This window comes from Deinococcus aerius (assembly GCF_002897375.1).
Lineage (GTDB): Bacteria > Deinococcota > Deinococci > Deinococcales > Deinococcaceae > Deinococcus > Deinococcus aerius.
Genome location: NZ_BFAG01000003.1, coordinates 186,978 through 208,812, shown reverse-complemented (window position 1 = coordinate 208,812; position 21,835 = coordinate 186,978). Strand labels below are relative to the sequence as shown.

The following is a 21,835-nucleotide window of genomic DNA, read 5'->3' as shown; positions in this document are numbered from 1 at the left end:
CGGGGTTGGACCCCGAAAAGAAGCGCCCGGCCGTTGCGACCGGGCACTGCCGAAGGAGGCGGCGCTCTTACAGCTCGTCCTCGCGGCGGATGGGGAAGGCGCTGATGACGCGGTCCTTCTCGCCGATATTGATGACACGCACGCCCTGCGCGTTGCGGCCCGTCACGCGGACCTCCTCGACGCGGGTGCGGATCACGGTGCCCTTCTCGGTGAGGACCATCAGCTCCTCGTTCCCGGCCACGTGGGTCAGGGCGACCAGCTTGCCCGTCTTGTCGGTCACGTCGAGGGTGATCACGCCCAGGCCGCCGCGCCCCTTGCTGGGGTAGTCGCTCACCGGGGTGCGCTTGCCCAGGCCGTACTCGCTGACCGCCAGCAGCTCGCTGCCCTCGTCGCCGCCGGGCACCAGCGCCATGCTCACGACCTCGTCACCCTCGCGCAGGCGGATGCCGATGACCCCCTGGGTGGCGCGGCCGGTGTCGCGCACCTCGGTCGCCGCGAAGCGCATCGCCTGGCCCTCGCGGGTGGCGAGGACCACGTCGTCGCCGTCGCGCTGGATGTCCACGCCGATCAGCTCGTCGCCGGGCTGGAGGTTGATGGCGATCAGGCCCGCCGAGGTGATGTTGCCGTACTCGGTGATCAGGGTCTTTTTCACCATGCCGCGCTTGGTGGCGAAGACGAAGCAGCCCGGCTCGTCAAAGCCCTTCACGCTGAGGACCGAGGCGATGTTCTCGTCCTCGCGCAGCCCCGGGATCAGGTTGCGGATGTGGGTGCCCTTGGCGTCGCGGCCCGCCTCGGGCAGGTCGTAGATCTTCTCGTGGAAGACGCGGCCCTGGTCCGTGAAGAACAGCAGGTAGTCGTGCGTGGAGCCCACGAAGACGCTCGTGTTGATGTCCTCCTCGCGCAGCCTGCCGCCGCTCGACCCGCGCCCGCCGCGGCCCTGCGCCCGGTAGGCGTCGAGCTTGGTGCGCTTGAGGTACCCCGCCTTCGTCATCGTGATGACCATGTCCTCGACGGCGATCAGGTCCTCCTTGGAGATGTCGTCCTCCAGGTCGGTGATCGTGCTGCGGCGGTCGTCGCCGTAGCGGTCGCGGATGTCGCGGATCTCCTTCTTGATCTCGCGCCACAGCAGCTTCACGTCGCCCAGGATGGAGCGCAGCCGCGCGATGGTCTTCTGAAGCTCGTCGTACTCGCTCATGAGCTTCTCGCGCTCCAGACCCACGAGGCGCTGGAGGCGCATGTCGAGGATCGCCTGCGCCTGAATCTCGGTGAGGCCGAAGCGGGCCATCAGCACGTCGCGCGCCTCGGCGCCCGTGTTGCTGCCCCGGATGAGCGAGATGACCTCATCGATGTGGTCGAGCGCCTTGATCAGGCCCTCCAACACGTGGGCGCGTTCCTCGGCCTTGCGCAGGTCGTAGGCGGTGCGCCGGGTCACCACGTCGCGGCGGTGGTCCAGGAAGGCGCGCATGGTGTCGATGAGCGGCAGCACGCGCGGCTCGCCGTTCACGATGCTCAGGTTGATGACCGTGAAGGTGGACTGGAGCTGGGTGTACTTGTAGAGCTGGTTCAGGACCAGGGTGGGGATCGCGCCGCGCTTGAGCTCGATCACGATGCGCACCGGGTCCTTGCGGTCGGACTCGTCACGCAGGGCCGAGATGTCGGGGATCTTGCCCGCCTTGTACATCGCCGAGATCGTCTGGATCAGGTTCGTCTTGTTCACCTGATAGGGGATCTCGGAGATGATGATCTGGCTTCTCCCGTTCTTCTCGTCGATGCGGGCCTTGCCGCGCACCTTGAGCCCCGCGTGCCCGGTCGCGTACGCCTCGCGGATGCCCTGCCTGCTGATGCGCCCGCCGGTCGGGAAGTCCGGCCCCAGCACGTGCGTCATCATCTCGTCGAGCGTGATGCTGGGGTTGTCGATCAGCGCGAGCAGCCCGTTGCTGATCTCCGTCAGGTTGTGCGGCGGGATGTTCGTCGCCATGCCCACCGCGATGCCCGCCGCCCCGTTGATCAGGAGGTTGGGCACCGCCGACGGCAGCACCGAGGGCTCCTCGGTCGTCTCGTCGTAGTTGGGCTTGAGGTCGACGGTTTCCTTTTCGAGGTCGGCCAGGACCTCCTCGGCCACCTTCGTCATGCGCGCTTCGGTGTAGCGCATGGCGGCGGGCGGGTCGCCGTCGATGGAGCCGAAGTTGCCCTGCGGGTCCACCAGTGCGTAGCGCATGTTCCACCACTGGCCCAGGCGGACCATCGCGTCGTAGATGGAGGTGTCGCCGTGCGGGTGGTACTTCTTCATCACCTCGCCGACCACGGAAGCGCTCTTGGCGTGCTTGTGGTTGGGGGCGAGGCCCTCCAGCAGCATCGCGTACATGATCCGCCGCTGCACGGGCTTGAGACCGTCACGCACGTCGGGCAGCGCGCGGTCCACGATGACGTTCATCGCGTAGTTGATGAAGTTGGTCTTGACTTCGCTGGTGATGTCAACGGGATGGATTCCAGTCATGAGGCTCCAGTCTGTGGGCGTCAGCCGAACGGGGGCTCGCTGACGACGAGAGGAAGGGGAAACCCGGCGGGCCGGGAATGGAATCAGTCTATCACATTATGCTTGCAGCGTAATAACTGCTCCTTCCTTCGCAGGGGACAGTCTACTGCGAAGTCCGAAAAATGGGCGCTGAGTCGGCGCGCCCGCCCCGCCGCAGCGCTCATGAGAATGTACGGAATTATATTTAGGAGGTCTTCATCCAGGTGCTATGGTGGCCCCGTGAACCGCCGACTCGTGCTGACGTACCTGTGGCTGGTGCTGGGGCTGGGCGTTCTGGGATACGCGGCGCTGGTCGGACACCTGGGGCTGCTGATCGGCGCGGCGCTGCTGTTGGCCGGGGTGACGTGGCCGCTGGGCGGGGGGCTGCGCTGGACGGCGCCCGCCGCCTACCTCATGGGCTTTTTGGCCTCGCTCGTGCTGCACGGGCCGGGCGAGCTGCCCGACCTGCTCGGGGGGCTGCTGGTGGCCGGGGCGCTGGGGGGCCTGACCGTCCGCGAGAAGGTCACGGTTACGCGGCTGACCTGGACGCGCCGGACGGCCGAGGCGCTCCAGAGCGGCAGCGAACGGCTGGCGCAGGCCGGGAACGTGGAGGCGATCAGCCGGGCTGGGGTGGAAATTCTCCAGGGGCTGGACGTGGCGCCGCACATCGCCTTTGTGGCCTACCGCCAGGGCACGCCGGTCATCCTGGCGGGGCGCGGGGCCTACGCCGCCCACATGCAGCGGCCCATCTACCCCGGCGACGAGGACAGCCGCAGCGTGCAGGCCGACCACTGGGTGGCCGGGGAGGTGCTGACGCTCCTGCGCCGGGAGGAGCGCGCCAGCTACCACGTTGCGGAGGTGTACGGCGGCGCGGCGCAGCACCTGGGGATGCTCGTCCTGGCCCGCCCCGAGGGGGCCTTCGCGGCGGCGGAGATCGCGGTCGTCGCCTCCTTCGCGCGGCTGATGGGCGCGCAGCTCGGGCAGTGGCAGGCGATCCGCGACCTGCGCGAGGCCAACGACCTCACCCTGCGCTCGCTGGGGGCGGCCCTGGAACGCCGCGACGACGATACCGGCGGCCACACGACGCGGGTGGTGAGCACCAGCGTGCGGCTCGCCGAGCGGCTGGGCTGGGACGAGGAGCGCGTGGGGGCGCTGCGCTGGGGCGCGTATCTGCACGACCTGGGCAAGCTGGCGATTCCCGACCGCATCCTGCACAAGCGTGGCCCCCTCGACCCCGAGGAGCGCCGAATCATCCAGACCCACGCGGCGCTCGGGTACGACATGCTGCAGGACCTGCATTTCCTGCCCGCCGGGACCCTCGACCTGGTGCGGTACCACCACGAGCGCTGGGACGGCGGCGGCTATCCCGCCGGGCTGCGCGGCAAGGACATCCCCGAGACCGCGCGGCTGTTCGCCATCGTGGACGTGTACGACGCCCTCATCAGTGCGCGGCCCTACAAGCCCGCCTGGACCCGCCACCGCGCCCTGGCCGAGATCCGCGCGGGGGCCGGGCGGCAGTTCGACCCCCAGTACGTCGAGGCCTTCCTCCACCTGATGACCGAACAGGACGACGTGCGCCTGGTGGTGTAAGCCTGGCCGGGAGGAGCCGCCGCCCGGCCCGTATTGAACCGGGCAAAGCCAAGACCGCCCCGCCCAGAGAGCCAGCGGATTGAGCAGGAGGGGGAGGAGGTTGGACGGGGAGACATACTGCGCCCGCCGTACGCCCCCTCTCCCCCTGCGGGGCCGTACCGGTCTGCAAGCAGCTCTGCGAGTCTCCCGCAGGGGGAGCGGGAGAAAAAAGCGTCCTCAACCTGACTCTCCTGATCCACCCAGCCCGGGCCGTCCGCCCCCCAATGCCTCCAGGTCCGCGCGGGTGGGGGCGTAGGCGCCGGGGCGGGCGCAGGCGGCGGCGGCGGCGCGCAGCCCGAGCTGCAGGTGCTCGGTCCACCGGGCGTCCGGGCGCTCGGTCGCGCTCACGAGAAGCCCGGCGCAGAGCGCGTCCCCCGCGCCGACCGTGTCCGCCACCGCGACGGGCACGGTCGGCAGGTCCGCCCGGCCGGCGGGCTGGTACAGGGTCGCCCCCTGCGCGCCGCGCGTCACCACGATGGGGCAGCGGGCGTTCAGGCCGCGCACGCGCCGCAGGGCGTCCTCCTCGGACAGGCCCGGGAAGAAGAAGCTCAGGTCCTCGTCGCTGAACTTGAGGAGGTCGGCCTGGCGGATGACCCGCTCGAACACGGCGGGGTAGTCGGGGTGGCGGTGCGTGATGCGGGCGTTGGGGTCGAAGCTGACCTTGACCCCTGCCCCGCGCGCGGTCCCGATCATGCCCAGCAGGGTGTCGGCGAGCGGCCAGCGGGCGAGGCTGATGCCGCCCACGTGCAGCCAGCGGGCCGCCCCCTCCCACCCCTGCGGGAGCCGCGCCGGGTCGAAGTGCAGGTCGGCGCTGTTCTCCCCCAGGAAACGGTAGGCGGGCGGGTCGAGCTGATACACGACCGCCATGAGGGTCGGGGCGGGCACCTGCTGGAGAAAGCGGGGGTCCAGCCCGGCCTCCCCGCCCGCCCGCCGCAGGTCCTCCCCGAAGTTGTCCTGGCCGACCGCGCCCGCAAAGGCGCTGGGCACCCCCAGCCGCGCGCAGGCCCGCGCGACGTTCCAGGCCGCGCCTCCCGGGTGCGCGTGCCAGACGTTGCCTCCGGCGGTCACGAGGTCGGTCAGCGCCTCCCCGGCGCTCACGATCAGGGGCATCTGCACAGTCATGCCGCCCAGATTGCCACTCCCGGCGCCGGGATGCACCGCCCCCGGTGGTCCTGACGGTGGGCCTTTCCCGCGGAAGACGGCCGTATCTGGTGAGGGAGCCGAAAAGTAGCATATACTTCTATTGAGGACTGGGGCTGGTGGGGGTTTGTCGGCTGCCAGGCTCTCCAGGTCGGTTTCAGGCGAGTCCGCCCATGCTCACGCTTGCCGGTTCCCGTGAACCGGGCAGGAGGACCCCATGCCCAGCCCCGCCACCGCTCGCCCCGCCCCTTCGGCCGTGTTCCTGCTCGGTCTCGCCCTGCTGACCGGTTGTGGGCGCCTGATCCAGACCGTTCCGCCCGCGCACGGTGAGACGGTCGCCAGCGGCCTCTCCGCGCCGCAGGGGGTGGAGGTGGACGGCAGCGGCAACATCTGGGTGATCGACAGCGGCACGGGCGGGGATCAGGTTGTCGCCACCCTCCCGGGCGCTCCGGGCCAGCCGGATGTTCAGATCACGCTGGGCAACACCGCCAAGCTGGTCCGGGTGGATACCGGCGGGCAGCAGCAGACGGTCACCACGCTGCCGTCCGTGGGCACCCCGTTCGGCAACAGTGGCGGCGCCCGGATCACCACGTTGGGCGGCAACGTGTACGTCACGGCCGGCCAGTGGACCGCTCTCCCCGGCCCCCCGCTGACGCGGCCAGACAAGGTGGCCGCCGTCCTGAGGGTCAATGGCAACGCGACGACGGAGGTGGCCAACCTCTTCGCCTTCGAGGCCGCGAACAACCCGGACAAGGTGCCCGCGGTGCCTCCCACCCCGAACGGCCAGCCCGGCATCGACTCGCACCCCTACGGCATCACCTCGCTGAACGGCCAACTGTACGTCGCCGACGCGGCAGGCAACGACCTCCTGCGGGTGGACCCGGCCACGGGCGCCGTCTCGCTGGTGACGGTCTTCGCCCCCCTCACGGTACCCAACACGGAGACCGCCGACCCGAACGACACCATTCAGGCGCAGGCCGTCCCGACAGGCCTCACTGTGGGGGCGGACGGGGCGCTGTACGTGGCGCTGCTCCCCGGCGGCGAGGTTCCGGGCACCGCCAAAGTCGTGCGCGTCGATCCGGCCACGGGCCAGCAGACGGACTGGGCGACCGGGCTGTCGCAGCTCACCGACGTGCGCAAGGGTCCCGACGGCAACCTGTACGCCGTGCAGCTCGCGCCGACCGGCCCGGGCAGCGGCTCGGTCGTCCGCATCTCGGCCAAGAACAGCAAGGAGGTCGTCCTGGGCGGCCTGAACTTCCCGACCTCCATCGCCTTTAACAGCCGCGGCGACGCCTTTATCGCGGTGAACGGGGTCAGCCCTGGCGGCCGGGTGGTGCGGTACGACTTCCTGACGCGGTACAAGGGGCAGTAGGCGAGAAGGTGGCGGGCGGCGCTTCCCCGCTCCCCGCCAGGCGCGAGACTGCCCGGGTGACCGCCCCCGCTGCCTTCCCCCACCCCTTCCGGGCCTACACGCCCGCCGCGTACACCTTTCCGCTGCCCGAGGGGCACCGCTTCCCGGCCTACAAGTACGCGGGGGTCGCGGAGCATCTGCGCCCGTCCCTGCCCGTGCTCGACACGCCGCTCCTGAGCTGGGCGGACGCGGCGCGGGTGCATGACCCCGCCTGGCTGCGGCGCTGGCGCCGGGGCGAGGTGACCCGGCACGAGGAACGCGCCTTCGGGCTGCCCTGGAGCCCCGGCGTGGTCGAGCGGGCCCGGCGGGCGGCGGGCGGCAGTCTGGCGGCGCTGCACGACGCGCTCGCGCACGGCTGGGGCGCCAACCTCGCGGGCGGCACCCACCACGCCTTCCGCGACCGCGCCGAGGGGTTTTGCCTGCTCAACGACGCGGCGATCCTCACCCGGCTCGCGCTGGACGGCGGGCTGGCGCGGCGGGTAGCGATCCTCGACCTCGACGTGCATCAGGGCAACGGGACGGCGGCACTCCTGGGAGCCGAGCCGTCCGCCTTTACCCTCTCCATCCACGGCGAGCGCAACTACCCCTTTCGCAAGGAGACGAGCAGCCTCGACCTGGGGCTCCCCGACGGGGTGACCGATGGCGAGTACCTGGACGTGCTGCGCGGGAAGGCCCTGCCCGCCCTGGAGGCCTTCCGCCCCGATCTGCTCCTTTACCTCGCCGGGGTGGACGTGCTGGCCGGGGACCGTTTCGGCCGCTTCGCCCTGACCCTGGACGGCGTGCGCGAGCGCAACCGGACCGTGCTGACCTGGGCGCGGGACGCGGGCATCCCGGTGGTGACGATGATGGCGGGCGGCTACAACCGCGACCACGCCCTCACGGTGCGGGCGCACGCCAGCGTGGTGGAGGACGGACTGGAGGTCTTTCCCTGAGGAGCAGTTGACAGATTCTTCACAGAGTATGGGTGGAACGCTTCGACCTTGAACCAATTGGGTACAGTCGGACCCGAACGGTTGACCGCCGCCCCTTCCCCCCCCGCCCGGAGCGCGACATGAGCCTATACACCTCCCCGCCTCTCCCGAACGAGCCCCTCCGCCGCCCCCTGCGCCGCGGCGACACCCTGTACTACGCGGGCGACCCGGCCCCCAGCCTCTACCGGCTGGACAGCGGCCTGCTGCGCGCGGTGCGCCTGACGCCGCAGGGCCGCACCCTGACCGTGCGCCACGTGCGGCCCGGCGACATCTTCGGGGAGGAGACCCTGCAGGGCCAGGCGCGCGCCCATCAGGTCGTCGCCCTGACCGACGCCAGCGTCACGCCGCTGCACCCACAGCATCTCGGCCCGGCCGAGCTGTGGGAGGTGACCCGCAGCCTGGGCGCCCAGCTCCAGCGCATGATGACCGACGGGGTTCACATCCAGGACGGCGAACTGCGCGAGCGGATCGCCCGTTACCTGCTGAACCTGGCGGACAGCAGCCTGGGCGGGGCCCACCGCGACGGCACCCGGTACGTGCGCGCCACCCACGAACTCATTGCCGAGGGCACCGGCGCCACCCGCGAGAGCGTCTCCAAGCTGATCGGCGAGATGCGCGACGACGGCCTGCTCACCCCCGCCTACCGCTGCCTGACGCTGACGGACGAGGCGGGGCTGCGGGCGCTGAGCGGGTATCACGGCGAGTAGGAAGGGGAGCATTCCTGACCCGGGCGAGTCCCGGGTTTTTTGCTGACGCGCATGGGAACTGTTGGCCGGGTGCGGGACGTTCGCGCTGGCCGGGACGCCAAATTCTCGCCGGAGCCTCGGCACCCCGCGTAGAATGCCCCCCATGCGGATTCGTCTGGACCCCTGGCCGGTCGACACCTTCGACGGCCAACTCACCCTCCAGCCCTTCGCCGGGCTGGTGTATAGCGCCGAAACGGAACGCTGGGTCGCCCTCCCGACGCGCGGCATTCCAGAGCGGGTGCGGCGCATTCTGGTGGTGGACGGCAAGCCGCGCATGGAGGCCCGCCTCCTGCTGGACGACGAGGCGGGAACCCTCAGCGTGGCGGGGTTCGGGGCCTACGTGGTGGGGGCGGTGGACCTCTGCCCGCACGGCAGCCGCCGCGCCGAACTGCAGGGCGTCCGCGCCCGGCGGGTGCTGGCCTACAGCGGCGACCACCGGCTGGAGCCCGCCCGCCTCAGCCCCCGGAATCCGCACTCGGGCCGCCTGGAATATCAGCCGCATCCCTTCAGCGGCGCGCAGGTCGAGGGCGCCCGCGCCAAGGTCCAGCGCCTCATGCTGGACGACGAGCAGGCCCTGAGCGCGGACCTCGCCTCGCCCCTGCCGCTCGACGAGACGGACCCGGACGCGCTGCCCGAGACGCTGGTGCTGCAAGACGGCCCGGTGCGCGTGGGCGAGGCGGGCCGGGCCGTCGTGGGCTACGTCAAGACGCTGCACACGGATTACCTGGGCGCCGACCGCATCGGCCTGCTCTCGGAGCTGAAACCGGGGGAGCGCACGCCCATCCTGCGCTTCACGGTGGGCGACCGGGGCGAGGGCCACGCGGGCGGGGGCCGCGAGCAGCGCTTCACCTGGTACGTCCGGCTGTGCGACCCGCCCTTCTACCAGCACCCGCTGGCGGGCGTGATGCGGCTGGAGATGCACGCGCCCGAGGACGTGGACTTCGTGCCGCGCGGGGTGCAGGACATCGCCGACCTCTCGGGGGCGCTGCTGTGCCGCCTCGCCAGCAAGGCCCACAAGGACCCCCGCGCCCCCCAGAACCTGATCCCGACCGCCGCGCTCGAGCAGGCCATGACCCGTGCGATGGGCAGTTCCGAGCTGGTGACCCGGCGCATCCGGGCGCACCTGGCGGGGCAGTACGGGACGGCGGTGGTCGCGTGACCCAGACTCCTGTGCAGGGCGAGCGCATCGGCATGGTGCTGGGCACCGAGGACGCCACGCCCGTCACCTTCTGGTTCGCGGTGGCCCCCGGCGCGAGCGTGAGCATGGATGATCTGGTGGTCGTGGCCACCCGCAAGCCTGGCGGCCAGCCCGTCCACTTCTACGGCATCGTGGATCACGTCCGCACCCGGCACGAGGGCGTGACCTTCGACTCCGACGTGCAGGACGTGGTGGCCGGGCTGCTCCCCGCCTCCGTGAGCTACGCGGCCCGCGTCCTCGTCACGCGGGTGGCCCCCGAGAACTTCATTCCCCCCCAGCCCGGGGACGAGGTGCGCCATGCCCGGGGCGACGACCTGCGGCTGGCCCTCAGCGCGGACAAGATGAAGCGGTCCTTTCCGGGCGGCCTCCTCGCGGACGGCCAGGTGCTGCCGATCAACTACCAGTTCGTGAACGGCGAGCAGGGCGGCCACATCAACATCAGCGGCATCTCGGGGGTGGCGACGAAGACGAGCTACGCCCTCTTCCTGCTGCACGCGATCTTCCGGGGCGGGGTGCTGGAGGACCGCAACGAGGGGCACCGCACCCGCGCCCTGATCTTCAACGTGAAGGGCGAGGATCTGCTCTTCCTCGACCAGCCCAACCGCGAGGTCGAGGGCGTGGAGCGCGGGGTGCAGGCGGCCAAGAACCTGCCCGCCGGACGCTACGAGCTGCTGGGCCTCCCCGCCACGCCCTTCCGCGACGTGCAGTTCCTCGCGCCGCCCAAGGGGGGACAGGGCGACGTGATCGTGCCCGACGTGGAGCAGCGGTCCCAGGGCGTCACCCCCTTCGTGTTCAGCCTGCGCGAGTTCTGCGGGCGGCGGATGCTCCCCTACGTGTTCCCGGACGGCAGCGGCAGCCTCAACCTCGGCTTCGTGATCGGCAACATGGAGGAGAAACTCGCGCGGCTGGCCGCCGGGGACGACGCGCCGTACCTCACCGTCGAGGACTGGCAGCCCGACACGGAGGTGCTCCTCTCCGAGAACCTGCGCTTCGACGAGATGGGCAAGACGCGCATCGAGACCTTCGGGGCGCTCGTCTCCTACCTCGAATACAAGCTGCTGGAGCAGAACGAGGGCGAGGGCGACCCCAGGTGGGTCCTCAAGCAGAACCAGGGCACCCTGCGCGCCTTCGTCCGCCGCCTGCGGGGGGTGCAGAAGCACCTCTCGCCCCTGGTGCGCGGCGACCTCACCCCCGCCCAGGCCGCGCGGTACCGCCCCGAGGTGCTGAAACAGGGCGTGCAGACGACCGTGGTGGACATCCACAAGCTGGGGGCGCACGCGCAGAGCTTCGTCGTGGGCGTGCTCCTGCGCGACCTCTTCGAGCACAAGGAGCGGTACGGGCGGCAGGACACGGTGTTCGTCGTGCTCGACGAGCTGAACAAGTATGCCCCGCGCGAGGGGGACAGCCCGATCAAGGACGTGCTGCTCGACATCGCCGAGCGCGGGCGCTCCCTGGGCATCATCCTGATCGGGGCGCAGCAGACCGCCAGCGAGGTCGAGCGGCGCATCGTCTCCAACGCGGCGATCCGGGTGGTGGGGCGCCTGGACCTCGCGGAGGCCGAGCGGCCCGAGTACCGCTTCCTGCCGCAGAGTTTCCGGGCGCGGGCGGGCATCCTCCAGCCGGGAACCATGCTCGTGTCGCAGCCCGACGTGCCCAACCCGGTCCTCGTGGGCTACCCCTTCCCCGCCTGGGCCACCCGCCGCGACGAGGTGGCCGAGAGTGTGACGGTGCAGGAGACCGAGGACGCCGGGAAGGACTGGCTGGGGCTGTAGTGGGGCGTGGCCGCGTAAAGCCGGTGCTAGGCTGGGGCTCCGCCCTCCAGTGCCCGCCCCCGGAAAGGAGTCCCATGCCGCGCGCCTCCCGCCTGCTGCTGCCCCTGCTGCTCGCCTCCACGCTCGCCTCGGCCCAGGTGTACGAGGGCCTGCGCCCGGGTGATCCCCCCCTGATCCCGCAGGTCGTGACCCTCAACAGCCTGGGGGTCAGCGACACCGACGTGTACGTGACGCTGTTCGGCTTCACGGTGCCCGACCTGACCTTTATCGACCAGAACTTCCCGGGGGTGGTGGCGCGGGGCAACACGGCCATCCGGGCGGGAAAGGCCAGCACGACCTTCGCCCCGGGCCGGTCGAACGCGCCCGGTGAGATCGCCGCCCGGGTCGGGGGCAGCCTCCAGGTCCAGGGGGAGCTGCGGGGGCGCCTGGAGCAGGCCCTCGCGGGGTATCCGGCCATCGCCGAGAAGCTGGGGCTCAGCACCACCGACTTCGCTGACACGCTGACCTTCGCGGTCGCCGCCTTCACCCTGGTGGCGAGCGACGGCCGCAAGGACCTCTCCGATGCCGAGGTCGCGGGGCTGCGTGCGGACATGCGCGCCCGGCTGCTGCGGAACAAGGGCTTCCAGGGCCTCACCTTTCCCCAGCGCCAGCACGCGCACGACTACCTCGTGCTGCTCGGCCTGATCGTCCTCGACGCCTACCAGACGGGCCAGGCGTCGGGGGACGCCGCGACCGCCGAGCAGGCCGTCCAGAATGCCCGGGCCCACATCCGCCGCCTGCTGGGCGCCGAGTTCGAGCGGGTGCAGTTCACCCCGAAGGGCGTGGTGATTCGGTGAGGCGGGTCCTGGCTCTTGCCGCGCTGGGGACGCTCTCGCTCGCGTCCGCCCAGTACGACTTCCTGACCGACAACCTCAACATGATGAACATGATGATGGGCAACTTCTTGCTCATGAACTCCGTCATGATGAACGCGGTCGCCGAGCAGGAGGCCCGGCGGCAGGAGGTGCAGAAGGCGGTCGAGGCCGAGCGCGCCCGCTTGGAACCCCGGGGCCGGGCGGTGATCGCGGCGGGCCGGGCGACCACGACCTTCCGGCCATCGGCGGGCTCGGCGGTCCTCGACGCCTTCGCGGGGGCGCTGGCGAGTGACCCCCGGCAGCGGCCCCGGGCGCGCGAGGCCCTGGGCACCCTGATGAACGAGTACCGCAGGCTGAGCGCGGGGTACGGCCTCTCGACCTCGGACCTGGCCGACGGGCTGGCGTTCTCGGCGGCGGCCAGCTACGAGACGCTCGTGGCCGGGGCGCACGAGATGGGCAAGAACGACCTCGCCGCGCTGCGCGCCCACATCCGCCCCCGCCTGCTCGCCGACCCGGTGACCCAGGGCATGAACGACGCCGAGCGCCAGGAGATGCAGGAGGGCCTGGTCCTCCTCACGCTCGTGGGGGTCGCCCGCTACGAGGTGGCCGGTCAGCAGCGGTCGGAGGCGGCCTTCAGGGAGGCGCGCGACCTGCTGGGCACCCTCTTCGAGGCCGTGGTCGGGGCGCCCTACCAGAAGGTGCGCTTCACCCCGCAGGGGCTCGTGATCCGCCGGGACTGAGGACCGCCCCCCGCACCACCCGCACGATCTCCCGCGCGCCCCGCTCGACCTCGGCCACCGTCAGGCCGCCGTAGCCGAGGATCAGGGCGTTCGGGGGCTCGCCCCCGAAGGTGTACACCTCCGCCGCGCTCACGAACACCCCGCGCCGGGCGAGTTCCGCCGCCACCTCCCCGGCGGGAAGCTGCGGCGGCAGGTGCAGGCAGGCGTGCAGCCCCGCCTCGATGCCGCCCAGCCTCGACCCCGGGGCCAGGGGCGCGAGGGTCCGGGCCAGGGCCGCCTGCTGCTCGCCGTGCCAGCGCCGGGCGCGGCGGACGTGGCGGTCGAGGTGGCCCCCGGTAAGGAGGAACGTCAGGGCCGCCTGCGTCATCCGGTCGTGCCCGCCGTCCCCGAGCGCGCGGGCGCGGGTGAGGGCGGGCACCAGCGCGGGTGGCGCGACCACGAACCCCGTCCGCACGGCGGGCGTGAGCAGCTTGGAGAGGGTGCCCAGGTACAACACCCGCTCCCCGGCCCCCTCCAGGCTGGCGAGGGGTGGCAGCGGCGGGGCGCCGTAGCGGAACTCGCCGTCGTAGTCGTCCTCCACGATCAGGGCGTCGTGGGTCTGGGCCCAGCGCAGCAGCGCCAGGCGCCGGGGCAGGCTCATCCGCACGCCGAGCGGGTACTGGTGGCTGGGCGTGACCACGGCGAGACGGGCGGGGGGGAGGCCGCCCGTGACCAGACCGTCCCCATCCACGCGCACGGGGACAGGCTCGTGCCCCGCGTCGAGGAGCACCTGACGGGCCGCGCGGTAGCCGGGATTCTCGACCAGCACCGGGCTTCCCGGCGGGAGCAGCCGGGCGATCAGCCCCAGCGCCCCCAGGCTGCCCGGGGTGACGACGACCCGGCCTGCGTCCGTCCGCAGGCCCCGCGCCCGCCCCACAAAGGCCGCCAGAGCCGCCCGAAACTCGGGCTCACCCGCCGGGTCGCCGTAGTCGCCGCCCGTTGCCTCCTGACCGGGCACGGTTCGGGCCGCCCGCGCCCACGCCGCCCGCCACGCCTTCCCGTCCAGCACCCGTGTCCCCGCCACCCCGGGCCGGAAGTGAATGCCGGGGACACTTGTGGGGCCGTCTATCGGGGCCGGGCCGGGGAGGGTGAGCCAGGCGGGCAGGTGGACGGTCTCCTCCCGGGTCGCCACCGCCGCCCCCCGCGCGACCCAGGTGCCCCGCCCCACCCGCGTCTCCAGCGTGCCGTCCGCCACAAGTTCCTCCAGCGCCAGCGTGACCACGCCCCGGGTGACGCCGAGGGCCGCCGCGAGCGTGCGCGAACCCGGGAGCGGCGCGTTCGGCGCAAGGGCACCCGAGAGCGCCGCCGCCCGCACCTGTTCCGCAAGTTGCCGGTGCAGCGGGGTGGGGGCCGAGCGGTCGAGCCGCAAGGGGATGGGAAGCAGGTCGAGTGGACCTGTCCCTCGCGCGCTTTCCGGCCCTGTCGTGGGGTCCAGCATGGCCCTAGCTTAAGGGGTATGACCCGGGCCACGTCGACCGACTTCTACGACCCCCGCCACCGCGACCCTTCTTTAGGGCGCCGACCCCAGAACCGGCGGGACGACGACTGGATTCGCGCCCTATTGCTGCGGGTGCCCCTGGGCCGCGTGGCGACCGTCTGGGAGGACAAGGACGGCGCGTTCCCCTTCGTCACGCCGCTCGCCTTCGCGTACCGCCCGGAGCGGCACGACCTCGTGTACCACACGAACATCGCCGGGCGGCTGCGGGCCAATACGGAACGGGGCCAGCCCGCCCGCGCCACCTTCGAGGCGTCCGAGATCGGGGCGCTGCTCCCCAGCAATGACCCCCTCGAACTGTCGGTGCAGTACCGCAGCGTGATCGTTTTCGGCACCGCGCGGCTCCTCACCGACCCGGACGAGGCGCGGGAGGCCCTGACCGTGCTGAGCGAGCGGGTGTTCCCGGACCTGCGGATCGGCGAGCAGACCCGGCCCATCTCGGATTCGGACCTTGCCCGCACCTCGGTCTATTCGCTGGCCATCGAACGCTGGAGCGGCAAGGAGAACTGGGAGAGCGCCGCCGCGCAGACGGGGGAGTGGCCCGCCCTGACGCCCGATCAGGCCCGGCTCCGGCCGACCCGCCCGTGACCCGCCCGGCTGGACACGCGCCCCTTTCGCCCGCCCCCACCCCCTACACTGAGCCCGACAGGAGGTCAACGTGACCGTACAGAGTGAACCCCAGCAGACGAATGCCAGCAAGTGGCTCGATGCCGAGCTGCGTTACGACTCCGGCGTGTACAACAAGCATCAGGTCGTCATGGTGCGCGGCCAGGGCGCGACCGTCTGGGACGAGACGGGCCGGGCGTACATCGACTGCGTGGCCGGGTACGGGGTGGCGAACATCGGCCACTGCCACCCGGACGTGGTGCGGGCGATCAGGGAGCAGGCCGAGAAACTCCTCGTGATGCCCCAGACGCTGCCCAACGACAAGCGGGCCGAGTTTCTGAGTGAACTCGTGAGCGTGCTCCCGCACGGCCTCGACCGCGTCTTCCTGTGCAACTCCGGCACCGAGGCGATGGAGGCGGCCAAGAAGTTCGCCATCACCGGGACGGGCCGCCAGCGTTTTGTGAGCATGAAGCGCGGCTTCTCGGGCCGCAGCCTCGGGGCGCTGGCCTTCACCTGGGAGCCCAAGTACCGCGAGCCCTTCGGCGACGCGGTGGACAACCGCAACGTGGACTTCATCTCCTACGGGAACATCGAGGAGCTGCGCGCCGCCGTCACCGACCAGACCGCCGCCGTCATCGTCGAACCCGTGCAGGGCGAGGGCGGGGTGCGGCCCGCGAGCCCCGAATTCATCCAGGAGGCCCGCCGGATCACCCGGGAGCGGGGCGCCCTCCTGATCCTCGACGAGATCCAGACCGGGTTCTGCCGCACGGGCAAGATGTTCGCCTCGGAGCATTTCGGGGTCGTTCCCGACGGCATGACGCTGGCGAAGGCGATGGCGGGCGGGGTGCCCATAGGGGCCTTCGCCATGACGGGCGAGGTCGCCGACCGGATGCCCGCGGGCGGCCACGGCACGACCTTCGGGGGCAACCCGCTGGCGATGGCCGCCGGGGTCGCCGCGATCCGCGCCATGCGGAACGAGGGCATGGCCGAGCAGGCGCGCGAGAAGGGCGCGTACTTCATGGAGCGGCTCCGGGCCATCCGCTCCCCCAAGATCCGCGAGGTGCGCGGCCTGGGCCTGATGATCGGCGTGGAACTCAAGGAGAAGAGCGCCCCCTACATCGCCGCCCTGGAACACGAGGAGGGCGTGCTGACCCTCCAGGCCACGCCCCTGGTCGTGCGCTTCCTGCCGCCCGTGACGATCAGCCGCGAGCAGATTGATGGGGTCGTTGCGGCCTTCGAGCGGGTGCTGGAGAGGGTGAATCCCCGCCAGGTCCCCGCCCAGGAGGTGCGCGAGGAGAAGCAGACCGAGTAGGGGACACCCTCGGGGGGAGGCGGGGCACGAAGTCCAGACCGTGCCCCGCCTGCCCGTGTCTAGCTCTCCGCCATTCGGCTGAGGGTCCCCCGGCGGCCCGGGTGTACCTTGGCGCGGTATGTCGGCCGTTTCCTCCCCCCCATCTGAATCGATTCAAACCCGCTCGCCCGGGCGCGAGATCGCCTCCATCGCCGTTCCGGTCAGCCTGGAGATGGTGCTGCAACTCGTCCTGACCTTCGTGAACCAGGTCATCGTGGGCACGCTGGGCGCCGTGGCCGTCGCGGCGGTGGGGCTGGCGGGCAGCGTGAGCTTCCTGTTCTTCGCCACCCTGGGGGCGCTGGGCTCGGGCACCTCCATCCTGGTGGCGCGGCGGGCCGGGGCGGGGGACCGGGCGGGGGTGAACGGCACGCTGACGGTCGCGCTGGTCGTTAGCCTGCTCCTCGCCGGGCTGGCGACGGCGCCGGTCATCCTGGGCGCGGGGGGCCTGCTGCGCCTCGCGGGCGGCGCGCCCGACGTGACCGCCACGGCGATTCCCTACCTGCGGGTCGCCATGCTGTCCCTGGTGCCCGGCATGCTCGGCTGGATTCTCAGCGGGGCGCTGCGCTCGCTGGGTCATGCCCGCACGCCGATGGTCGCCACCATGCTGACGGTGGCGGTCGAGAGCCTCGCCGCCGTGGGGCTGGTGTTCGGCGTCGGCCCGCTGCCGGAACTCGGCGTCGTGGGCGCCGCCTGGGCCCTGGTGATCGCGCAGACGCTCAAGGCCGCGCTCCTGGCCTATCTGGTCTATGGCCCACGCCGTCTGGCCGCCTTCGCCCTGCCCGCCCCGGGACAGCGCCGCGCGGTGACAGGCCCCCTCCTCACCCTGTCGGCGCCCATCGGCCTGACCGAGTTCCTGTGGAGCCTGGGGGGCTTCATGTACGCCGCCGTGTTCGCCCGGGTGGGCACCCAGGCCCTGGCCGCCAGCCAGATCGTCGGCACGCTGGAGGGCATCTTCGTGGTGGGCTCCTTCGGGCTGATGAGCGCGGCGACGGTCCTGATCGGGCGGGCACTGGGCGCGGGGGACGGCCCCGGCGCGCGGGCTTGGCTGGGGCGCGTGGGCCGGGTAGGAGGGCTGACCGGCCTGGGCTTCGGCCTGCTGTTCGCCCTCAGCGGGCTGCTGCTGCCGCTGCTGTTCCCGGCAGTGGGCGCGGACGTGCGGGCCATCGCACTGGGCGGCATCCTGATCAACGCGGCCACCCAGGTCGTCAAGGTCCGCAACATGATCCTGGGCGGCGGCGCCCTGCCGAGTGTGGGGGACGGCAAGGGCGTGATCACGGGCGACGTGGTGGGTGCCTTCGTGGTGGGGCTGCCGCTCGCCATCTTCCTCGGCCTGTACACCCCGCTCGGCGTGTGGGGCGTGTTCCTGGCCCGGGTGCTGGACGAACTCGCCAAGGTCGCCATCTTCGAGTGGCGCCGCCGCCGGGTGAACTGGGTGGGGCTGGCCGAGGCGCAGCGGGGGGCGCTGGCGGGGGATTGAGGGGGCAGACGGCGGAAGGAGCCGGGGCCAACGCCCCGGCTCCTTCCCGCCTACCGGGGTCCCTTACTCCTCCAGCGTCTCCCGGAGCTGCCCCACGCTCAGCTCCCGCGCGGGGCCATCCAGCACGACCTCGCCGCCGCGCAGGGCGACGACGCGCTGCCCGAGCGCCAGGGCTTCCTCCAGGTTGTGGGTCACGAAGACGACGGTGACCTTTCTCTCCCACCAGATGCCCAGCAACTCGTCCGACAGCACCGTGCGGGTGCGGTCGTCGAGGGCGCTGAAGGGCTCGTCGAGGAGGAGGAGCTGCGGCTGCACGGCGAGCGCCCGGGCCAGGCTGACCCGCTGGCGCTGCCCGCCGGAGAGTTCGTGAACGCGGCGGGGGCCGTAGCCCTCCAGACCCACGAGGCGCAGGGTGTCCTCCACCCGGGCGGTCCGCTCGGCGCGGGGCAGGCGCTGGCGCTCCAGGCCGAAGGCCACGTTGCCCGCCACCGTGCGCCAGGGGAACAGGGCGGGCTCCTGCTGCACCAGCGTGAGGCGCGGGTCGGGGCCGCGCAGGGGCGTGTCGCCCAGCCGGATCTCGCCGGTCTGGGGCCGCAGGAAGCCCGCCAGCAGCGAGAGTAGGGTGCTCTTGCCGCTGCCCGAGGGGCCCACCACGCACAGGAACTCGCCGGGCTGCACCCGCAGATCGACCGGGCCCAGGCCCGCCGGGGTCGTCGCCGTCCGCGAGCGCCCGTAGCGGTAGGTCACCCCGTCCAGCGTCAGGCTGATCCCCTGGGGGGCCGTGCTGGCGGTTCGGGCGGGGCGGGTCATCGTGGCGGTCACTGTACACCTCTCATTGGGGCACCTCCAGGCCGTAGTCGCGGCGCACCCGGGCCTCCAGCGCGCGAAGAAGGGCGTCGAACAGCCCGCCGATGGTCCCGATGATCAATATGGTGGCGATCACCAGCGCCATGTTCGCGGTGTTGCGCCCGATCTCCAGTTGGGCGCCCAGGCTGGCGCTCGCGCTCACGAGCAGTTCGCCGCCCACCAGCGCCCGCCAGGCGAAGCTCCAGGCGGTCCGCAGCCCGGTCAGGATGCTGGGCACCGCGCTGGGCAGCAGCACCCCGGTCGTGAGCCCCAGCCCCCGCGCCCCCAGCGTCCGCCCCGCGACCCGCAGCGCCGGGGGCACGTTCATCAACGCCCCGGAGACGGCCAGCGCGATGGGAATGAAGCCCTCCAGGATGACCACGAACAGCACCGCGCGCTCGTTCAGCCCGAAAAAGAGGATGGCGAAGGGCACGAAGGCGATGGAGGGCACGCTCTGGACGCCGGTGAGGTAGGCGCCCAGCGTCTCGCGCAGGGGGCGCCACGCGCTCATCAGCAGGCCGACCACGCCGCCCAGCAGCACGGCGACGGCATACCCGACCAGCACCCGCCGCAGGCTGTTGCCGATGCCCGCGAGCAGCCTGCCGTCCTGCGGCCCGCTGCCCCACAGCCCGTAGCTGATCTCGGTCCACACCGCCCGGGGGCTAGGGAAGACGTAGGGCGGGTAGAGCCGGAGCACGTCCGTCACCAGCCACCACAGGGCGAGCAGCAGCACCAGGCCCAGGAGCTGCCACAGCAGCATTCGTCCCCGGGCGGCGCGGCGGGTGGCGGGGGGGGCTTGCAGGGGGGGGGAGATCGTCATGGATTCACTTCTTCAGGGCGCCGGGCAGGATAAAAGCCCTCAGGTCGGGCACGCTCCGGGCGTACCCGGCCTCCACGTTCAGGGCGGCGTAGTCGTTCAGGGCGTCCAGGTCCAGGCCCGTCGTGAAGCGGGTGCGGACCATCGCCCGCTGGAGCACGCGCAGGTCGACCTTCTGTCCGGTCAGCTTTTCCAGCTCGGCGTTGATCACAGTGCGCGCGGCGGCGGGATTCTTGTTGAGGTAGGCGACGGCGTCGGCGTGTGCCTTGAGGAAGGCTGTGACGAGCGCCGGATTCCCCGCCGCAAATTTGGTGTTCACAATCACGACGGTGGTGGGGTATTGCCCGCCCCGCCACACCGTCTTCTCGTTGCCGATCATCCGGTGGCCCTGCGCCTCCAGCACGGCGCCCCAGGGCTCGGGCACGAGGGTCGCGTCCACCCGCCCCGCCGCAAAGGCCGCGAGCACGTCGGCGGGCGGAACGGCCGTCACGGTGACGTTGCCGCCGTCCGCCTGCGCCTTCAGGCCCTGTTCCTTCAGGAGGTGGCGCAGGCTGATGTCCTGGGTGTTCCCCAGGCTGGGCACGGCCACCCGCTTGCCGGAGAGGTCCTTGTAGGACTTGATCCCGCTGTCCCCCCGCGCGATCAGGACCGCCCCCGCCTCGCTCGCCCCGGCGACGATCTGGAGGGGCATTCCCCGCGCCGCGCCGTTGATCGCGGGGCCGGGACCCACATAGGCGATGTCGATCTGCCCCGCCGCGAACGCCTCCATGAGCGAGGTGCCCGACACGAACTCGCGGGGGTCGAGCTTCGCGCTCCCCAGCGCCTTCTGAAAGTAGCCCTTCTCCAGCCCCACAAGCGCGGGCGCGTGGGTGAGGTTCGGGAAAAACCCCAGGCGGACCGTGGTGGCGCCCTGCCCCTGGGCCGTGGATGTGAGGAGCGCGGCGGCGGTCAGGATCGTGAGTCTTCGGGTCATTCGTCCCTCCGGGGTGGTAGGCCCAGTAAACACGGTGCGGGTGAGCCGGGCCGTGTGGGTTCGGTGCAGGGCGGGTTAACCCTGAGCGGTGTACGCCCCCCGCAGCACCTCGGCCACCTCCGGCCGGGTGAACTCGGCGGGCAGACTCTCTCCGGCACGCAATTTCTCGCGCACCCTCGTGCCGCTCAGCACGAGGTGGTGCTCGCTGCCGTGCGGGCAGGTGCGCGGGCTGACGAGCTGGCCGCACGTCTTGCAGTAGAAGGTGTGCTCGAACTTCAGGATGCGGATGCCCAGCTCCTCCGGCGTGTACGCCGAGAAGATCTCCTGGGCGTCGTAGGTGCCGTAGTAGCTCCCCACCCCGGCGTGGTCGCGCCCCACGATGAAGTGCGTCACCCCGTAGTTGCGCCGCGAGAGCGCGTGCAGGATCGCCTCCCGCGGCCCGGCGTAACGCATGGCCGCCGGGTAGACGCTGAGCAGCGTGCGGGCCTGCGGGTAGTAACGCTCGAGGAGCACCTCGTAGGCCCGCACGCGGGTCCCGGCGGGCACGTCGTCCCCCTTCGTCTGCCCGACGAGCGGGTGCAGCAGGAGGCCGTCCACGAGTTCCAGCGTCACCTTGTGCAGGTACTCGTGTGCCCGGTGGATCGGGTTGCGGGTCTGGAAGGCCACGGTGGTCCGCCAGCCCCGCGCCTCAATCACCTCCCGGACCTCCGCCGGGGTGCGGTGGTGGCGGGGAAAGGCGCCGCGCGGCACCTCGAAGAGGGTCACGGGTCCGGCGAGGTACACCTCCCCCCCCGCGTACAGGGCCGCCACGCCGGGGTGCGCCGCGTCCTCGGTGCGGTAGACCTCGCGGGCCTCGAAGCCCTTGCGCCCCTCGTACCGCTCCTGCACCTCGATCCATCCGACCGGCTCGCCGCCGTGCGTCAGCACCACGCGGCCCGTGGACTGGGCGGCCTCCTCCCGGCTCACGGGCAGCGTGATCGGGATGCTCCAGGGCGTCCCGTCGGCCAGCCGCAGGTGCTCAATCACGCTCAGGTAGTCCGCCTCGCCCAGAAAGCCCGTCAGCGGCGAGTAGGCGCCCGTCGCCAGCATCTCCAGGTCGGCGTACGAGCGGTCGCTCAGTTCCAGCCGGGGCAGGCCCGCGAGTTCGGCGGGGTCGAAGTCCGGGCCGGGACGGCGCACGCGGTTCACCAGGGTGCCGCCGAGTGGAGGAGGAAGGAGGATGGGGGAGGGGTTGGACAGGGTCGTCATGGCAGCC

At 71.8% G+C, this 21,835-nt stretch carries 18 protein-coding genes; 11 read left to right on the top strand and 7 right to left on the bottom strand.

All coding sequences use genetic code 11. The features are described from left to right. Nucleotides 1–67: 67 nt before the first annotated feature. On the bottom strand, nt 68–2,497 hold the full coding sequence (gene gyrA, locus DAERI_RS05880; RefSeq protein WP_103128491.1) for a DNA gyrase subunit A: 2,430 nt from the start codon (nt 2,495–2,497) through the stop codon (nt 68–70). A gap of 258 nt (nt 2,498–2,755) precedes the next feature. Here gyrA and DAERI_RS05875 point away from each other — a divergent pair, with 258 nt between their 5' ends. After that, on the top strand, nt 2,756–4,105 hold the full coding sequence (locus tag DAERI_RS05875) for an HD-GYP domain-containing protein (protein WP_235610270.1): 1,350 nt from the start codon (nt 2,756–2,758) through the stop codon (nt 4,103–4,105). 216 nt (nt 4,106–4,321) lie between these two features. Here DAERI_RS05875 and DAERI_RS05870 read toward each other — a convergent pair whose 3' ends face one another. Beyond that, nucleotides 4,322–5,266, bottom strand: coding sequence for a carbohydrate kinase family protein (locus tag DAERI_RS05870; protein ID WP_165794089.1), 945 nt, complete (start codon nt 5,264–5,266; stop codon nt 4,322–4,324). A gap of 235 nt (nt 5,267–5,501) precedes the next feature. Between DAERI_RS05870 and DAERI_RS05865 the strand changes: the two genes are divergently transcribed. From DAERI_RS05865 to DAERI_RS05835, 7 genes are all read left to right on the top strand, one after another. Then, entirely contained in the window at nt 5,502–6,656 is a 1,155-nt protein-coding gene (locus tag DAERI_RS05865; protein ID WP_103128490.1) for a ScyD/ScyE family protein, read from the top strand. Between the two features lie 56 nt (nt 6,657–6,712). Continuing rightward, complete coding sequence (locus DAERI_RS05860; RefSeq protein ID WP_103128683.1) at nt 6,713–7,627, top strand: histone deacetylase family protein; 915 nt, start codon at nt 6,713–6,715, stop codon at nt 7,625–7,627. Between the two features lie 119 nt (nt 7,628–7,746). Further along, nucleotides 7,747–8,373 carry a cyclic nucleotide-binding domain-containing protein gene (locus tag DAERI_RS05855; RefSeq protein ID WP_103128489.1) on the top strand — a complete coding sequence of 209 codons (627 nt, stop codon included), beginning with the start codon at nt 7,747–7,749 and terminating at the stop codon, nt 8,371–8,373. A 142-nt stretch (nt 8,374–8,515) separates the two neighbouring features. Further along, a complete protein-coding gene (locus DAERI_RS05850) occupies nt 8,516–9,571 on the top strand; it encodes a DNA double-strand break repair nuclease NurA (RefSeq protein ID WP_103128488.1) in 1,056 nt (351 codons plus the stop codon). Between the two features lie 32 nt (nt 9,572–9,603). Beyond that, on the top strand, nt 9,604–11,382 hold the full coding sequence (locus DAERI_RS05845) for an ATP-binding protein (RefSeq protein ID WP_103128682.1): 1,779 nt from the start codon (nt 9,604–9,606) through the stop codon (nt 11,380–11,382). A gap of 74 nt (nt 11,383–11,456) precedes the next feature. Continuing rightward, nucleotides 11,457–12,218 (top strand): DUF6683 family protein, encoded by a 762-nt coding sequence (locus DAERI_RS22330; RefSeq protein WP_103128487.1) that lies wholly within the window; start codon nt 11,457–11,459, stop codon nt 12,216–12,218. Continuing rightward, nucleotides 12,215–12,976, top strand: a complete 762-nt coding sequence (locus tag DAERI_RS05835) for a DUF6683 family protein (protein WP_103128486.1) — start codon at nt 12,215–12,217, stop codon at nt 12,974–12,976. The genes DAERI_RS22330 and DAERI_RS05835 overlap by 4 nt, the downstream gene beginning before the upstream one ends. On the opposite strand, the gene pdxR is transcribed toward DAERI_RS05835, so the two are convergent. Continuing rightward, entirely contained in the window at nt 12,942–14,453 is a 1,512-nt protein-coding gene (gene pdxR / locus DAERI_RS05830) for a MocR-like pyridoxine biosynthesis transcription factor PdxR (RefSeq protein WP_103128485.1), read from the bottom strand. The genes DAERI_RS05835 and pdxR overlap by 35 nt on opposite strands. Before the next feature lie 18 nt (nt 14,454–14,471). On the opposite strand from pdxR, the gene DAERI_RS05825 reads away from it, so the two are divergent. The 3 genes from DAERI_RS05825 to DAERI_RS05815 all read left to right on the top strand — a co-directional run bounded on the left by DAERI_RS05825 (nt 14,472) and on the right by DAERI_RS05815 (nt 17,944). Continuing rightward, nucleotides 14,472–15,098: a pyridoxamine 5'-phosphate oxidase family protein gene (locus DAERI_RS05825; protein WP_103128484.1), complete on the top strand. Its 627-nt coding sequence runs from the start codon at nt 14,472–14,474 to the stop codon at nt 15,096–15,098. A gap of 70 nt (nt 15,099–15,168) precedes the next feature. Continuing rightward, on the top strand, nt 15,169–16,428 hold the full coding sequence (locus DAERI_RS05820; RefSeq protein ID WP_103128483.1) for an aspartate aminotransferase family protein: 1,260 nt from the start codon (nt 15,169–15,171) through the stop codon (nt 16,426–16,428). A 118-nt stretch (nt 16,429–16,546) separates the two neighbouring features. Continuing rightward, nucleotides 16,547–17,944, top strand: a complete 1,398-nt coding sequence (locus DAERI_RS05815; RefSeq protein WP_103128482.1) for an MATE family efflux transporter — start codon at nt 16,547–16,549, stop codon at nt 17,942–17,944. A 63-nt stretch (nt 17,945–18,007) separates the two neighbouring features. Here the strand turns inward: DAERI_RS05815 and DAERI_RS05810 are convergent, their stop codons facing one another. The 4 genes from DAERI_RS05810 to sat form a co-directional block, all read right to left on the bottom strand. Next, nucleotides 18,008–18,766 carry an ABC transporter ATP-binding protein gene (locus DAERI_RS05810; protein WP_103128481.1) on the bottom strand — a complete coding sequence of 253 codons (759 nt, stop codon included), beginning with the start codon at nt 18,764–18,766 and terminating at the stop codon, nt 18,008–18,010. A gap of 10 nt (nt 18,767–18,776) precedes the next feature. After that, nucleotides 18,777–19,610, bottom strand: coding sequence for an ABC transporter permease (locus DAERI_RS05805; protein ID WP_103128480.1), 834 nt, complete (start codon nt 19,608–19,610; stop codon nt 18,777–18,779). A 4-nt stretch (nt 19,611–19,614) separates the two neighbouring features. Further along, nucleotides 19,615–20,580 (bottom strand): ABC transporter substrate-binding protein, encoded by a 966-nt coding sequence (locus DAERI_RS05800; RefSeq protein WP_103128479.1) that lies wholly within the window; start codon nt 20,578–20,580, stop codon nt 19,615–19,617. A gap of 75 nt (nt 20,581–20,655) precedes the next feature. Then, nucleotides 20,656–21,828, bottom strand: coding sequence for a sulfate adenylyltransferase (sat, locus tag DAERI_RS05795; protein ID WP_103128478.1), 1,173 nt, complete (start codon nt 21,826–21,828; stop codon nt 20,656–20,658). Nucleotides 21,829–21,835 lie beyond the last annotated feature (7 nt).